The organism is Foetidibacter luteolus (assembly GCF_009650435.1).
In the GTDB taxonomy this organism is placed as follows: Bacteria; Bacteroidota; Bacteroidia; order Chitinophagales; family Chitinophagaceae; genus Foetidibacter; species Foetidibacter luteolus.
The window spans coordinates 1-15,690 of sequence record NZ_VVIP01000069.1; the positions used below are offsets into that span (position 1 = coordinate 1).

13 protein-coding genes are annotated in these 15,690 nt (G+C 44.8%); 4 read left to right on the forward strand and 9 right to left on the reverse strand.

Going from position 1 to position 15,690, the window contains the following annotated elements:
- Window positions 1–400: 400 nt before the first annotated feature.
- Window positions 401–1,408, reverse strand: coding sequence for a DNA polymerase III subunit delta (holA, locus tag F0364_RS22735; protein ID WP_153800120.1), 1,008 nt, complete (start codon window positions 1,406–1,408; stop codon window positions 401–403).
- A 384-nt stretch (window positions 1,409–1,792) separates the two neighbouring features.
- Here holA and F0364_RS22740 point away from each other — a divergent pair, with 384 nt between their 5' ends.
- The gene (locus F0364_RS22740; protein WP_153800121.1) at window positions 1,793–2,548 is read left to right on the forward strand and encodes a phosphoglycerol geranylgeranyltransferase; all 756 of its coding nucleotides are present in this window, start codon (window positions 1,793–1,795) and stop codon (window positions 2,546–2,548) included.
- Between the two features lie 242 nt (window positions 2,549–2,790).
- On the opposite strand, the gene F0364_RS22745 is transcribed toward F0364_RS22740, so the two are convergent.
- The 7 genes from F0364_RS22745 to F0364_RS22775 all read right to left on the reverse strand — a co-directional run bounded on the left by F0364_RS22745 (window position 2,791) and on the right by F0364_RS22775 (window position 10,478).
- The gene (locus F0364_RS22745) at window positions 2,791–3,312 is read right to left on the reverse strand and encodes a L,D-transpeptidase family protein (RefSeq protein WP_153800122.1); all 522 of its coding nucleotides are present in this window, start codon (window positions 3,310–3,312) and stop codon (window positions 2,791–2,793) included.
- A 300-nt stretch (window positions 3,313–3,612) separates the two neighbouring features.
- A complete protein-coding gene (locus tag F0364_RS22750; RefSeq protein WP_153800123.1) occupies window positions 3,613–5,028 on the reverse strand; it encodes an MATE family efflux transporter in 1,416 nt (471 codons plus the stop codon).
- 434 nt (window positions 5,029–5,462) lie between these two features.
- Window positions 5,463–5,936 (reverse strand): free L-methionine (R)-S-oxide reductase MsrC, encoded by a 474-nt coding sequence (msrC, locus tag F0364_RS22755; protein ID WP_153800124.1) that lies wholly within the window; start codon window positions 5,934–5,936, stop codon window positions 5,463–5,465.
- Window positions 5,937–5,955: 19 nt separating this feature from the next.
- The gene (locus F0364_RS22760) at window positions 5,956–6,651 is read right to left on the reverse strand and encodes a YjjG family noncanonical pyrimidine nucleotidase (protein ID WP_153800125.1); all 696 of its coding nucleotides are present in this window, start codon (window positions 6,649–6,651) and stop codon (window positions 5,956–5,958) included.
- 482 nt (window positions 6,652–7,133) lie between these two features.
- The gene (locus tag F0364_RS22765) at window positions 7,134–7,835 is read right to left on the reverse strand and encodes an SDR family oxidoreductase (protein WP_153800126.1); all 702 of its coding nucleotides are present in this window, start codon (window positions 7,833–7,835) and stop codon (window positions 7,134–7,136) included.
- A 408-nt stretch (window positions 7,836–8,243) separates the two neighbouring features.
- Window positions 8,244–8,993 (reverse strand): LytR/AlgR family response regulator transcription factor, encoded by a 750-nt coding sequence (locus tag F0364_RS22770; RefSeq protein WP_153800127.1) that lies wholly within the window; start codon window positions 8,991–8,993, stop codon window positions 8,244–8,246.
- Window positions 8,994–9,080: 87 nt separating this feature from the next.
- The gene (locus tag F0364_RS22775) at window positions 9,081–10,478 is read right to left on the reverse strand and encodes a histidine kinase (RefSeq protein ID WP_153800128.1); all 1,398 of its coding nucleotides are present in this window, start codon (window positions 10,476–10,478) and stop codon (window positions 9,081–9,083) included.
- Between the two features lie 165 nt (window positions 10,479–10,643).
- Between F0364_RS22775 and pheS the strand changes: the two genes are divergently transcribed.
- Both pheS and F0364_RS22785 read left to right on the forward strand, forming a co-directional pair.
- Window positions 10,644–11,672: a phenylalanine--tRNA ligase subunit alpha gene (gene pheS, locus F0364_RS22780; RefSeq protein ID WP_153800129.1), complete on the forward strand. Its 1,029-nt coding sequence runs from the start codon at window positions 10,644–10,646 to the stop codon at window positions 11,670–11,672.
- A 341-nt stretch (window positions 11,673–12,013) separates the two neighbouring features.
- Window positions 12,014–13,195, forward strand: coding sequence for a C1 family peptidase (locus tag F0364_RS22785; RefSeq protein ID WP_153800130.1), 1,182 nt, complete (start codon window positions 12,014–12,016; stop codon window positions 13,193–13,195).
- Window positions 13,196–13,294: 99 nt separating this feature from the next.
- Here the strand turns inward: F0364_RS22785 and F0364_RS22790 are convergent, their stop codons facing one another.
- Window positions 13,295–13,882, reverse strand: a complete 588-nt coding sequence (locus F0364_RS22790) for a pseudouridine synthase (RefSeq protein WP_153800131.1) — start codon at window positions 13,880–13,882, stop codon at window positions 13,295–13,297.
- A gap of 425 nt (window positions 13,883–14,307) precedes the next feature.
- On the opposite strand from F0364_RS22790, the gene F0364_RS22795 reads away from it, so the two are divergent.
- Window positions 14,308–15,255 (forward strand): UDP-3-O-(3-hydroxymyristoyl)glucosamine N-acyltransferase, encoded by a 948-nt coding sequence (locus tag F0364_RS22795; RefSeq protein ID WP_153800132.1) that lies wholly within the window; start codon window positions 14,308–14,310, stop codon window positions 15,253–15,255.
- Window positions 15,256–15,690 lie beyond the last annotated feature (435 nt).

The following is a 15,690-nucleotide window of genomic DNA, read 5'->3' on the forward strand; positions in this document are numbered from 1 at the left end:
AGGATGATATATAACGGCAAGATGAACGGGCCCTGATGCAAAAGGCTGCTTAACATGCCGCCTCTACGAGCCTTTACAAAATTGGCCGCGATTACCTTTTTGCCACTAACATACCGCTCCTACGGAGCTTTGCAATGGGTTGTGGGGGAGACCCGAAAGGCGGTTACCGGTTACAAGTTGCAGGTTACCGGTCTGTTGAATGTGTAGAAGGCTGATAATTTGTTTCGCTACAGAAGCGCAAAACACTACCCGCTAGTAACAGTAAACTTTAAACAAACGAACATTGAACAGTTGCCGGTTGCCGGTGAAGAGAATTTTTTTGTAAAGCTGCTGAATTTGCAGGTACAAATCGGTTCATTGCATAAACAAAATTGAACAATAGAACATTGAACAATAGTTGCTACGCATTGGTCGCCATCATTTTCACCACCAGCTCTTTCAGCAAATCGGCATCGTCGGTGCCTGCATCATTAATGCCAATGCTGCGCAGGTTGTATTGGTGAAGCAGCAGCAATACCCTTTCCACACCGGCATAACCATAAGCCTGCGTAGCCTGCAGCCCGGTTCGGGCCGCAAAAGGGTTGCGGTTAAACAGCGGAATTAAAGCCTGCTCACTTTTATTATCCATGCCAAAAATGGAGTACACCTTACTAAAAAAGCCGTAGATGGTGGGTAAAATCAATTGTATGGGTGCAGCTTTTGGGTTGGCCTTAAAATATTGTATTATTCGTATGGCTTTGGCAATGTCTTTTTTGGCAATGGCATCCTGCAGCTCAAACACATTAAACTCCTTGCTAACGCCAATATATTCCTCAATATCGTCCTCATTAATATTCTTTCGGTTGCCCAGGTTTACCGCCAGTTTCTCAATTTCGTTCTGCAGCCGGTTAAGATCATTGCCAATATGGTCAACCAGCAGGGCCAGCGCCTTTTGCTGTATCGTTAAGCCATGCCGTTCTACCATACGCTGGGCCCACTCCGGCAATTGGTTTTCGTAAAGCTTTTTGGTGCTTAGTATTTCCCCCTTTTTTTTAACCAGGCCGGCAAATTTGGTGCGGCCATCCAGCTTTTTGTCTTTGTAGCTAACCACAAAAACGGTAGAAGGCAGCGGGTTATCAATGTAACCTTCCAGCTTTTCTATATCCCGCATTTGCTGGGCTTCTTTTAAAAGTACTACCTGCCTCTCGGCAAACATGGGGTACCGCCTGCAGGCATTTACCACCGATGCCCAATCTGCATCCCGGCCATAAAAAACGGTAAGGTTAAAACCGGCTTCGCTTTCGGTAAGAATGCTGTGCTCTGCATAATGCATTACCTGGTCAATAAAGTAGGGCTCCTCTCCTTCCAGCCAGTAAACGGGCTTGTAGGTTTTATTTTTCCAGTCGGTAATAATTTTTTCGGCAGACATGCGGCAAATATAAAAATCCGGTTTAAGGTATGCGCCGTTTATCTTTTGGTGAAGTTTAAAAAATTGAGGGCGGCCCCGGCCTGTTTTTAAAGAAAAATCAGTATTTTCAGGTTACGAACCGGCGCAAAAAGCAATTATCAACCACCAAATCCATGTAAAATACCTAAACTGTTCAATTATCTACCCCCCAAGTACCCTGCAAAACATCAATAATATTCCCGATTGTTTGCAGTGGTTTTGCATCCATCAATTGGTTACAAAACTTTACGGAATGCTTTGGCATTCAAGGCATAGGTACAGCTTTACGGGGCGGTATGGATAAATAAACAGGCTTAAAGAGGAAAAGATTTTGCATTTTTGCAACGGCACATATTAAAATTTTGCATGAAGAATACGCTATACCAACAACTTACAGAAAGAAAAAGGCAGGGGCGTAAATCATTTTCAGTACTGATAGACCCGGATAAAATTGAGGTTTCGGCTATTGATCAACTGGTTTCGCTGGCTGTAAATGCTAATGTGGACTACTTTTTTGTGGGCGGCAGCCTTGTAATTGCCGATAACCTGGATGAAAGCATACAAATTATCAAGTCTTCCTGTAATATACCTGTTATACTTTTTCCCGGATCACCTTCCCAGCTAAGCAAATATGCCGACGCATTGCTGTACCTGTCATTAATCTCCGGCCGCAACCCTGAGTTACTCATTGGCCAGCATGTTATAAGCGCACCTTTTGTAAAACACAGCGGCCTTGAAATTATACCAACAGGTTATATGGTAATTGATGGCGGGGCCCCCACCACGGTTTCTTATATATCCAATGCGGCGCCCATACCGGCTGATAAAAATGAAATTGCCATGTGTACAGCGCTGGCCGGGGAAATGCTGGGCATGAAGCTGATTTATATGGATGCCGGCAGTGGCGCCAAAAGGCCCATTACTGAGCACATGATAGAAAAAGTTGCCCGCCATATAGAAGTGCCCCTGGTAATTGGGGGGGGTATAACAGACCCTGAAAAAGCTTACCTGAATTGTAAGGCCGGTGCAGACATAATTGTAGTAGGCAACGCTATTGAAAAAGACCCTTCCTTAATTGCTGAGATGAGCAATGCCGTACACTCTGTACCGGTAATAGTATAAGCACAAACAATAGTTGTATAAAGCAATAAACCCGGCCATCAAGCCGGGTTTGTTTTTAATAAGCAGTTAGTTTTAGTTTAAGGTGAGTTTTGGGTGCCGCACAGACCTGTATTGAATACCCTTATTTACTTTTTTGTACCCGGAACAAGTCCGGAACAGGCTCGACACAAAAAGGCAACAAAAAAGGTCAAGGAAAGAAACGATATACAGCACGTTTTAAAAGATCCAAAACTTGAGTTAGTTTACTTTCTAATGGTTACTTTGGTACCCACAGGTACCAGCGAAAACAACTCCTGTACATCTTCGTTTTTCATGCTTATGCAGCCCAGTGTCCAGTTTTCATAACGGTCAACAGCATAATCTTCGTGCGGCCAAACGCCATGTATGCCAACGCCGCCCCCAATTTTTGCATTGGCCGGAATAACACCTTGCGCCTTACGCTGGTTAAATTTGGCATAACTGTCTTGTGTAGGATAATCAAGCAGCATAAACCTGTTCCATTTAGTATGCACTTTTTTATTAATAATGGTAAACGTGCCTTCCGGTGTACGGCGGTCTCCCTCCATCATTTTATCGCCCATGTCTTTGCTTCCAAACACCACGGGAAATGTAACCAGCCATCCCTGCCTGTCAAAAACATGCAGCTCAAAATCGCTCTTGTCAATAACAATGTAATAGTTGGATGCTTCCGGTTTACCGGGTATGTAAGAGGTATTGCATAGTAATATTGCGCAAAGTATCACCGTTGTGATAAGCCTGTTCATAACCACAGAATGTTTGTATAAAGTAAACGCAAAACAAAACAGAACAGGTATGTAACAGGGCAAAAAAATTATGCACGATGGTTAATAACCCTTTGCGTATTTATTTGGCAACTATAGGTTTATGCTGGCCGCTAAGATGAACTTTGGACAAAAGAGGATACAACATTCGAAGCCCGCTGCACATTGCTGCATAGCGAACCCAGCCGTACAAGTGAGTGACAGAACGATGCCTCATAGTAGCATTACCGTTAAGTCCATAATAAAAAAACAAAGGCCCCGAAGGGCTTTTGCCTGAAGCATTTATACATTTACCGTTTTCCATTTGCCACGCATAAATAACACGATGGCTATAAGGGTAATAAAGCTTTCCGCGGTTACAATGGCTATGAATACGCCTTTGGGGCCAAGCCCTAACACCATGGCCAGCAGGTAGGCCAGCGGTATTTGCAATGCCCAGAAACCCACCAGGTTAATATAAGTGGGTGTTTTGGTATCGCCGGCACCGTTAAAGGCGCTTACCATTACCATGCCTACTCCATAAAACACGTAACCCATGCTTACTATGCCCAATGCGCTGATGGCAATTTTTTCAGCGGCAGGATCTTTATTAATGAAATTGACAATGGGCGTTGCAAACAGGTAAAACAACACTGTTACCAACGCCATGAATATGGCATTGTACTTGGCCGTTTGCCAAACGCTTTTTTCTGCACGTGCCGGTTGCTGCGCCCCCAGGTTTTGGCCTACCAACGTTGCCGCGGCATTGCTTAAGCCCCAGGCAGGCAACAAAAAGAACAACAAAATGCGTATAGAGACCTGGTAGCCTGCCACGATGGAATCATCTTTAAACTTCGCTATTATCATTGCCAGCACAATCCAGCTTGCAGAACCGATAAGAAACTGTAAGGTACCCGTCCACGCAATGTTTAACAGCGATTTGATTACCGTGAAATCCGGCACAAAATGCTTCTTTTTGATATGCAGCACCCCATTGCCCCTAAACAGGTGAAAACACTGGTACAGCACACCTACAGACCTGCCGGTAGTGGTGGCCACCGCCGCGCCGATAAGCCCCATTTGCGGAAAAGGGCCCCAGCCGTTAATAAGCATGGGGCAAAGAATAATGTTGCAGATGTTGGCTATCCACAGGCTTTTCATGGCCATGGCCGCATCGCCTGCGCCGCGAAAAATACCGTTGATAAGAAACAGCAGCATTACCGCCGCGCTGCCGCCAAAAATGATGCGGGTATAGGATGTTCCTTCGGCAATTACTTTGTCTGTACCGCCCATCAGCCGCAATACATCATCTGCAAAAATCATCCCTGCCAGGCTGATGAGAACTGTAAAAGCAAGCCCTATTAATATGGACTGCATGCCGGCTTTGGACGCTTCTTCAGGATTCTTTTCACCCACACGCCGTGCTACAGTAGCGGTAGCAGCCATGCTTAGGCCTATGGCAACAGAATACACCAGCGTAAGCACAGATTCCGTTAAGCCTACAGTGGCCACGGCGGCATTGCCCAGCCGGCCTACAAAATAAATATCCACCACAGCAAATACCGATTCCATCATCATTTCAAGAATCATGGGTACGGCCAGCAGGAAAACAGCTTTGCTGATGCTGCCCTGCGTAAAATCCTGCGGCGGGCCGCTTACAGACTGTTTAATAAGCGATAGTATATCCCCAATACGTTTGGGTATAGAAGTAGTAGTCATTACTAAAATGAATAAATGTTGAAAAATACAGAACGTGAAAAAATCAGCCGGTGTTGGCTGACAACGAATAATCCGGAAAATGTGCGTTTACATCCGTACGATGATAAACGCGGCAAAGCTTTTCATAAAAAGAAAGTTTGATACTAAATAACGCTTTTTACAGAAGATGTGAAGCGATAAACACGGCAGCAAAAGTAGAGATATTTTTAAACGATGCAAGAGCAGAGGGAATTTAAGCCGCTTTTTTATGATGAGCGGCGAAATGGGGTAACCACGGCCACAGAGGCACGGAAATATTAAGGAGGAAAAAGCAGATTACCAGTGAGGCATGCAAGAGGAAAAGTATTACCAGCGTACTTTTATTTTTCCTCTGTGTTTGCGTGGCAATCTCTCTTTTACAAATTGCGATTGGATGCTAAGCTTTAACGGCTGCATCAAAACACAATCATTTCCACAATAGCTTCCAGGTACTGGCGGTCTGTTTCATTAAATTCCTCCAGGTTTATGCTGTCTGCATCCAGCACGGCTACTACTTCTCCGTGGCGGATAACCGGCACCACAATTTCGCTTTTGGATAAACTGCTGCAGGTTATATGTCCGGGAAATTGCTCTACATCGGGTACAATCAATGTTTGTGCTTTTTCCCAGGCCGTGCCGCATACACCTTTGCCTTTGCGTATACGGGTGCAGGCTACCGGCCCCTGGAACGGGCCGAGTACCAGCTCGTTGTTTTTAACCAGGTAAAAACCAATCCACAGCCAGCCGAATTGTTCCTTTAAAGCGCCGGTAATGTTGGCAAGGTTGGCTATAAGGTCGGGTTCACCTTCAATTAAAGCGTTTATCTGTGGTATTAAAGATTGGTATTGCTCTTCTTTAGTGCCTTGTTGTATCAACAGGTCTTCTGCCATAGTCTGCTCCGTTTATGCTTTAAAAAATTGTTTCCAGTTCTTTAAGGTGTTGCACAGTGTAGGTTGCCTTTATATGAGGCTGTATTTTAAGGTGGTTTACAAAAACCGTTTCAAGGCCTGCATTGGTGGCGCCCTGTATATCCGCATCCAGGTTATCACCAATCATTATGCTGTGTTCTTTCAGGGCATCGGCTTCCCGCAGGGCAAATTCAAAAATGTCTTTATGCGGTTTAAGGCTGTTGCTTCTTTCTGATGTTATCACTTCCCTAAAGTATCCTTTAAGGTTGCTGTGCTGCAGCTTAAGGTGCTGTACAGATTCAAAGCCATTGGTTACCAGGTGCAGCACATATCCCTTACGGGTAAGGTATTCCAGTATTTCGATGGTATAAGGAAAGAGGCTCTTTTTATACGGCAGCCTTTCCAAAAACTGCAGCGACATTTGCCTTGCCAGCGGCTCGTTGGCCACTTTAAAATCCAGCAAAGCCAGCCACATTCTTTTCCAACGCAACTCGTCCTGTTTAATAAAGCCCTTGGTGTACCTGTCCCATAACCGCTCGTTGTGAAAACTATACCGCGAAAAAAACGCTTCAAAATCCTGCACACCCAATGTATGTAAGGCATTAAGCCCGTGTAAATCCAGCAGGGTTTCTTTGGCATTGGCCTCAAAATCCCAAAGGGTATGGTCAAGATCAAAAAAGAGATGGCGGTATTTCATCAGGCAAATGTACGAAGTACTTGTGCCACATTGTGTATCATTGGGCAAGTGGTGAGTGGCGAATGGCGAGGGGGGCGTTGTTATTTACATCGCTCATCCATGATATCTCTAACATAAAAAAGTACTTCGTACTTCAAACTTCGTGTTTGTTTTTGGGGGTGCCCCCAAGCTATCGCAAGGGGTCGGCCTTTCCGCTATTACTCCGGCACAGAAGCCCTGCTGCAATGGCCTCACCGGGGTAACCGCTTCAATCCCTCACCCGAAAGACAGTTGCCGGTTACCAGTTGCCGATTACCGGTCTGTTGAAGTGAAAAAGGCTGATAGCTTTTTTAGCTAATGACGTGCAGTAGCTTCTTGATACCCGTTAAAGATGGTAAGATACGGTTGCCGGACACAATGCTGACATTAAACATTGAACAAACGAACATTGAACAGTTGGCGGTTGCAGGTTACCGGCATCTGTGTGTAACAAATGGTATTCATTACAAATCACCCAACTGTGGCCGTAAAACAATGTCTTCCACACAAGCCTGTGGTGAAAGTGCCGCGGTGGCAAAAACCATTTCTGCTACGTCATTGGCCTGCATAATGCGGTTAGGGTCAACGCCACTGCCGCTCCAGCTATCAGTATATGCCGCACCGGGATACACAGCCGTTACCTTAATGTTATAGGGTTTCATTTCCTCCCTCAGGTTTTTACTAAAACCAGCCAGTGCAAACTTGCTGATGCTGTAAGCGCCACCATTAGCATACGCCTGCAGGGATGCGATAGAGCAGATATTAAAGATGTGGCCGCTGCGTGCCTGCATCATTGGTGGCAGCAGGTAACGTGTAAGGTGGTAAGCGCTGTAGAGGTTTACCTCAATCATTTTTTCCAGCACACCTTGTTTCTCGTTATGCACACTGCCGGGTATAAACTGGCCGGCATTGTTGACAATAATATCGGGGGTGAAGCCACTGTCGAGCACCCATTGTGCAAATGCTTTAACCTCACCAGCAACACTCATATCAACCGGACGAAAGTTGATGGTACAAAACGGGTAGGTGCGCAATAATTCCTCCGAGGTTTGCTTTAGCTGCTGCTCATTGCGGCTGCATATAAAAAGGTTATGGCCCGGGGCGGCAAACTTTTCAGCTATGGCCCTGCCCAGCCCTTTGGAAGCCCCTGTTATAATGATGTTCATGTAGCATTAGAAATTAGGTATCTGCGAAGTAAAGGAATAACAAGCTAAAACTGCCTAAGTACGAGTTACGAAGTACTTTTTTATGTAAGATGTTAGATGTGGGATGTACGATGTAAAACAATGTAAGATGTTAGATGTGGGATGTACGATGTAAAACAATGTAAGATGTTAGGTGGGTGATGTACGATGTAAATAAAATGACCAGCCTGTTACACCTTCGGGTGAGGGATTGAAGCGGTTACCCCGGTGAAGCCATCGCAGCCGGGCCTTGTGCCGGAGTAATAGCGGAAAGCCCGACCCGAGGCACGAGGGACACCCCCTAAAATGTTAGATGTACGATGTGGGATGTACGATGTAAAAAGTACGAGTTACGAAGTACGAAGTACATCTAACATCGTACACCTTACATCACACATTTTTAAGTGCCTGCATTACTTCTTCCTTACGGCGGCGGGAGACTTCTACCACAGAATTATCTTTCATAATAAGCCCGCTTTCGTTTTTATAGCTTATTACATGCTGGCAGTTTACCATGTGTGATTTATGGATGCGGATGAAATTGTGGCCTGACAAAATTTCCTCGTACTCTTTTAATGTTTTGGAAGTAAGCAACGGCTTGCGGTTAATAAAGAAAAATTTGGTGTAATTGCCTTCGCCTTCCAGGCGTATTATGTCATCGGGCTGCAGAAAATAGGTGCCTTCTGTAGTAGATACAGCCAGCCTGAAATCTTTTTTCTGCGCCTGAATGTTGTGAAGAAAATTGTCGTAAAGCGCCTTCCTGTCCTGCTGGGTTTGCTGTTTTTGAATGAACCTTTCTATCGTAGCCCTTAGTTCATCCGCATCAATAGGCTTCAGCAGGTAATCAAGTGCGCTGAAGCGGATGGCCTGAACGGCGTATTGATCGTGGGCAGTGGTAAATACCACTTCAAAGTTAATGGCAGGTAATTTTCTAAGCAGTTCAAAACCGTTGATAACGGGCATTTGTATATCCAGGAACAAAATATCCGGCTGGTATTCGGCAACTAAAGCATTCACGCAGTCAAAGTCTGCGCCGTTGCTTGCCTTTACCGATGTAATTTCCGGAACATACCGTTCCAGCAACAGTTGCATGGTGGTTATGGCAGAAGGTTCATCATCAATTACCAGTGCCTTAATCATGCAACTAATTTAATGATACATTTTGGGAGTTGAATTTAAATTTTGAAGAATGCGTTGCCGCATCAATGGCAACAGGTTGGGGTAGTTTTAGTTGCCCGTATGCATAACAAGCTTTACGGAAGTGCCCAGGGTGTTGCCGCCAATATCCCGCATGTCTGATATAGAGGCTTCAAAGGTTTGGCGGTAATGTTTTTGCAGTACATCCAGCCTTTCCAATACCAGTGCAAGGCCTTTGGACTTATGGATGCTGCCGTTGTGGCCGGGTATAAGCTGCTTAAGTTTTGCCGAAGCTTCGCGGCCAATACCATTGTCTTTAATGGTGCAAACAACCAGGTCATCTTCCTGCAGCATAAAGTCAATAGCAATTTCCTTGTCGCCCTTTTTGGGCATAAGGCCGTGCCAGATGGCATTTTCCACAAAAGGCTGCAGCATCATGGGCGGTATCTTTATTTCGGATGGGTCAATATCATCGCTGAACCTAATGTTGTAAACAAAGTTGTCATTAAAGCGCAGTTGCTCCAGTTGCAGGTACAGGTTCAGCATTTCAATTTCTTTTTCCAGCGAAATAAAGTTCTGGTCGCAATGTTGCAGCACCTCTCTTTGCAGGCGGGAGAATTTGGAGAGGTAACGGTTGGCTTCGTCCACATCGCCTTTTAAAATGTATTGCTGCACAGAGTTAAGGGCATTAAAAATAAAATGCGGGTTCATCTGGCTGCGCAGGGCGGTAAGCCGGCTGGTGGCCAGGTCCTGGCTAAGTTTAATCAGTTCTATTTCTTTTTGGTGGGTTTGTTCTTCCGCTATCAGTTTGTCAATCTTATCAGCGCAGAGCGATGCGATGGTAGACAAAATTTGCTGGTGGCGCTGGGTGTAAAAATTCTTTTTAGGGTGCTCACTGTCTATAACGCCCAGTATTTTGCCGTTAATAACAATGGGCAGCGTTATTTCAGATAGTCTTCTTTTGTCATCAATGATGTAGCGTTTATCCGTTGAGGTATCGTTGATGATTTCTGGTTTTCCCGTTACGGCCACAGTGCCAACAATGCCCTTGCCTGCGGGTATTTCAATAGGGTTTACTATTTTGTTTTGTTCCGTTGTTTTGGGGCCCCATGCTGCTTTTTGTACCAGTACCCGGCGCTGTTCGTCCAGCATATAAATAACACAGTCTTCAAAGCCCAGTTTCGAAATGCAGTTTTTGGCTACGCCCCATAAAATGCCGTCAATGGTTTTCTGTTCCGAAATGTTGGAAACAAAGTAATTGATGACCTGTTCAATTTCCAACTGGTGCTGGTAACCGAGAGCTTTCAGTTTTTCAATTTCTGTTTTTTGTGCTTCCCGCAGTTTTATTTCATTCACAATACGCCGCAACAGAAAATAGATGATCAGGGCTAATATCAGTACCACCGCCACAATCAATAACAATTCTTCCCCGAAATCAATTTTCAGTAATGTACAGGCTAAGGGGATATTTGTAGTAGTGCTTGCCAATCTGCGTGAGTTATATGCCGTAAAAAAAGTAAACCTAATTTATACCCCGTTATCATAAAAAAATAAACCGATTACTTAACGGTTATTTTGCTTTATCTATAAAAGTAAATTCTGGGTGCAAAGGGCTGGCTGTACAACGTAACCACATTTGCTTATCTTCGCCGCATGGAACAATTGCTGCAAAGAATACAGGAGTTAAAACAGGAAATAAGCGGCTTTGAAGCAACAGATGCAGCGGCTGCAGAGAACTTCAGGATTAAATACCTGGGCACAAAAGGTGTAGTTAAGGCCATGATGGGCGAAATGAAGAATGTGCCTGCGGAACAACGTAAGGAGTTTGGCCTGGTGCTGAATGATTTTAAGCAGTTTGCCGAAGCACGGTACGAATCGTTTGCACAACGCAACGGTACTCAAAAAGCGGCTTCTGCAGGTATAGACCTTAGCCTGCCCGGCGATGCCATACCTGTAGGTTCCCGCCACCCCTTAAGCCTGGTACGTAACCAGGTGGTTTCCATCTTTAAACGCCTGGGTTTTGCCGTGGCTGAAGGCCCTGAAATAGAAGACGACTGGCACAACTTTGGCGCCATGAATTTGCCCGAAGACCACCCTGCACGTGATATGCAGGATACATTCTATATCAATCAAAACCCTTCCTGGTTGTTGCGCACACATACCAGCAGCGTGCAGGCAAGGGTAATGGAAAAGCAAAAGCCGCCTATACGCGTTATATGCCCCGGCCGTGTGTACCGCAACGAAACGGTAAGTGCCAGGGCGCATTGCTTTTTTCACCAGGTAGAAGGTTTATATGTAGATGAAAATGTAAGCTTTGCGGATCTTAAACAAACCCTGTACTTTTTTGTGCAGGAAATGTTTGGCAAAGAGGTAAAAGTGCGTTTCCGCCCCTCCTATTTTCCTTTTACAGAGCCCAGTGCCGAAATGGATATCAGTTGCCTTATCTGTGGCGGCGATGGCTGCACGGTTTGCAAACATACCGGCTGGGTAGAAATACTTGGCAGCGGAATGGTACACCCCAAAGTGCTGGACAACTTTGGTATAGACAGCAACAAGTACACAGGCTTTGCGTTTGGTATGGGTGTTGAACGCATTACCCAGCTAAAATACCAGGTGAACGACCTGCGTCTCTATTCCCAAAACGATATCCGGTTTCTTAAGCAATTTACTGGTGCTGTATAATCCTTGTTGCTATAAGGGTATAATTAGCTACGCTAATTATACGAGCATTTTTATGGCCCCGGCTTTAGAACAAGCATGAGGCTTCCGTTGCGTCGCACTCTTGTACTGCTGTAATTCTCTTCAACAATTGCAGCAGTAGCCTGCCCTGAGCAATGCGAAGGGTTCTGTACATTATTCGGCTTTTCAGCCCGGGTAGGTTTTAGCCCGCTATCACCAATAGCTCATAACTCATAGCTCATAGCTAAAGGCTCACAGCTCGTTACCTGTTGCTTCACTGCTAATTCTTGGCTTTCCTCTGCCAACCCTTTACCTTCGCCGCTTTATTTTTTAAATTTTCTTATATGGTCAAAAAAATCACCTGGGTACTTGCCGCGCTTGCGTGGTATGGTACGGATGCCGCAGCGCAGGACAACCTTGTAAATTCCCTTAGTAAAAACAACAGCGACAGTGCCAAAGCCAAGTTCACCTTTACGCCTGTCATCAATATTGAAACCACCTCCATTAAAAACCAGGGCAGCAGCGGTACCTGCTGGAGTTATTCCGGCAACTCTTTCCTGGAAACAGAAATGATACGCACCGGCAAACAACCTGTTGACATTAGTGAAATTTACACTGCCCGTTGTGTGTACATTGAAAAAGCCAAAAATTATGTGCGTATGCATGGCGCTGTAAGCTGGGGCGATGGCGGCGAACTGCATGATGTTATCAATATCTATAAAACTTACGGAGCATTACCACAATCTGTGTACAGCGGCTTAAACTATGGTACCAGCATTAATAAGTTTGGAGAAATGCAGGACGCTTTAAAAGGTATGCTGGATGGCATTATTAAAAATGCCAATGGCAAACTTACCCCCAACTGGATTAATGCCTTTACCGCCGCGCTGGATGCTTACCTGGGCAAAGTGCCGGAAACATTTGAATACAAAGGCAAAACATACACGCCGCAAAGCTTTGCCAAAGAAGTGGTGGGGCTTAACCCGGCCGATTATGTAGAAATGACTTCACTTACAGACCAGCCTTATTACAGCAAAGTGTTTTTGCCCGTACCGGATAACTGGAGTTTTGACTATGCCTGGAACATACCGTTGAACGATATTATTACTGTTATAGACAACGCTTTGCAAAAGGGATATTCCGTTGGCTGGGCTACCGATGTAAGTGAAAAATACTTTAGCTGGAAGAATGGCGTGGCTTATGTGCCGGAAAAAGATTTTGATGACATGACGGAGGAAGAAAAAAAGGATATGTTTAATGGCCCCAAACCCGAAAGAGCTATTACACCGGAACTAAGGCAACAAGGGCTTGACAACTACAGCACTACCGACGACCATGGCATGCAGATAGTTGGCCTTGCCAAAGACCAGGGCGGAAGAGAGTATTACATCATCAAAAATTCCTGGGGCGAAAAGAACGATTACAAAGGCTACCTGTATGTAACAAAAAATTTTGTGCTGTACAAAACGACCGGGTTAATGGTTCATAAAAATGCTCTGCCTACATCAGTAAAGCTCAATTCCTGATTCAGTATACAAGCTTATAAAAATAAAACCGTGGAGCCATCCGCGGTTTTATTTTTTATAGTTAGCCGGCAATACAATTGTTGGTGCTTTAGTGTAACACTACTCACCAAAAAGTTTACGGTAAATAGTCTTTTCCGGCAACTCAATCATGTCGCCTGGCTGCATGTTGTCAAGCGTAATTTGCCCGATGCGGTAACGTATAAGCCTTAGTGTTGCAAAGCCAACTTTAGCGGTCATTTTTCTCACCTGCCTGTTCTTACCTTCAGTAAGTACCAGCTTTATCCATGGCGCAGGTATATTGGCCCTGTAACGTATTGGCGGCACCCTTAACGCTACTGCCGGCTCTGCCTGAAAAAGCGATGCTTTACACGGCCTTGTTTTGTAAGCTTTGCCTTCAATATTTATGTCAACACCTTTGCTTAATGCATTAATAGCGGCGGCAGTAATGTTGCCGTCAACCTGTGCCCAATACTCCCGCTCATGTGCAAAAGATGGGTTTAGTAAACGATGATTAAGCCTGCTGTCATTGGTTAATATCAGCAGGCCTTCACTATCGTTATCCAGCCTGCCAACAGGATATACATCCACCGGCACGGTAAAGAAATCTTTTAGCGTTGGCTTACCTTCCTGCGATGTAAACTGTGATAAAACAAGATATGGTTTGTAGATAATAAAGTAGCGATGCATAACAATCAAAAATCCCGCCGAAGCGGGACTTTGTTATATGGATGGGTTAGTAAGTACCGGGAAACAAAATTCCCGACACAATATTAAAAAGAGTTTTCACCAATACAAAAAAAAATTCAAACATTTTTATTCACATTTTTTGTGCTGATGTGAATTAGCTGATGACAACAACAGCAAACGCTTAATGCGCATTGCTCAATTGCATAGCGTACAGTTTGTGCAGCCTGTTGGCAAGCATGGCTGAAACATTGATGAATAAAGGGTTTCAGGCGTTATGGTCAGAAGCGCCTTGTATGTACAGTGCATCAGCGTGTTTGCCAATGTAGCGATTGTGCTACATGCATGCATGGAATGCAAGGCTATATTAAATTTTACAAAGCATGTATGCACTTGTTAACTTTGACCGCGAAAAAATCTGAATCGTTATGCAGTTCACGTCTCCTGTAACGTTGCAAACAATAGCTGAAATGATAGGCGCTGAAGTTATTGGTGATAAGCATGCGCTTGCCCGTGGTATTAATGAGCTGCATAAAGTGCAGGAGTATGACCTTTGCTTTGTTGACCACCCCAAATATTACGATACCTGTTTAAACAGCGCGGCTACACACATCATCATCAATACAAAAGATGTTACTGTTCCTGCGGGTAAAAACCTGTTGTATGTAGACGACCCTTTTGAAGCTTACCTGGCTATCGTTAAGCACTACCGTCCTTTTACCCCCGCTGTTAAGCCTGTAAATGATTCAGCCATTATCGGCAGTGGCACTGTTGTTATGCCGAATGTGTTTATCGGGAAAGATGTTGTTATTGGGGATAACTGCATCATTTACCCTAACGTAAGCATTATGGACTATACGCAGATTGGCAACAATGTAGTTATACAGGCCGGGAGCGTAATAGGCAGCGATGCTTTTTACTACAATACCAAAAAGAACCGTGATGTATGGTACAAACGTATGCAAAGCTGCGGCAATGTTATTATTGAAGATGATGTGGAAATAGGTGCAGGATGTACGATAGACAGGGGCGTTACGGCCTCAACCTTTATAGGCCGCGGTACCAAGATGGATAACATGGTACATATTGGTCATGATACGCATGTAGGCCGCAACTGTTTGTTTGCGGCGCAGGTGGGTATTGCCGGCGCCTGTGTAATTGAAGATGGCGTTACGCTATGGGGCCAGGTAGGTGTAAGCAAAACATTGACGATTGGTGAGAATGCCGTTGTACTGGCGCAAAGCGGTGTGCCTTCTACGCTTAAAGGCGGCAAAACATATTTTGGCTACCCGGCGGAAGATGCTTCTGTTAAGAGAAGGGAGCTTGTGTGGGTTAAGCGCATCCCTGAAATGTGGGAGAAGTTGAAGAAGATGTGAGTGGCCTGATGGCTTAAGTAGGTAGTTCATTAGAGCTTTAATATTTTATAACATGCAATGTGTTGTAAAATTATTGAAGCTCATTTTTTTGGGTTAAGCTTTAATTCCATGTTTTTATGCTCAAGCCGCATGGCTTCGTCCTTGCAGCGGCGCTGTACCGGCTTCTTTGCTCCGATAACGCTGCGCTATCGTCGCAATTCCACCTTACGGTGGAACCGAAACCGCTAAGGCGCCTTCCCGCAACAAGTGCGGGACAAGTTATGCAAGGACTGGTGTAAAACGTACGAGACACAGGAACTGGTAAAAGCTTTTGTCTATTTTGTGCTGTTGTTATGTAATTTTTGTACCTATTCTTTATAGCATGATGCAATGCGTGTTCCGGCGGAACACATGGTGGGTAGAACATTTCAGGATGCTGCCAGCGTTCCAGGGGAA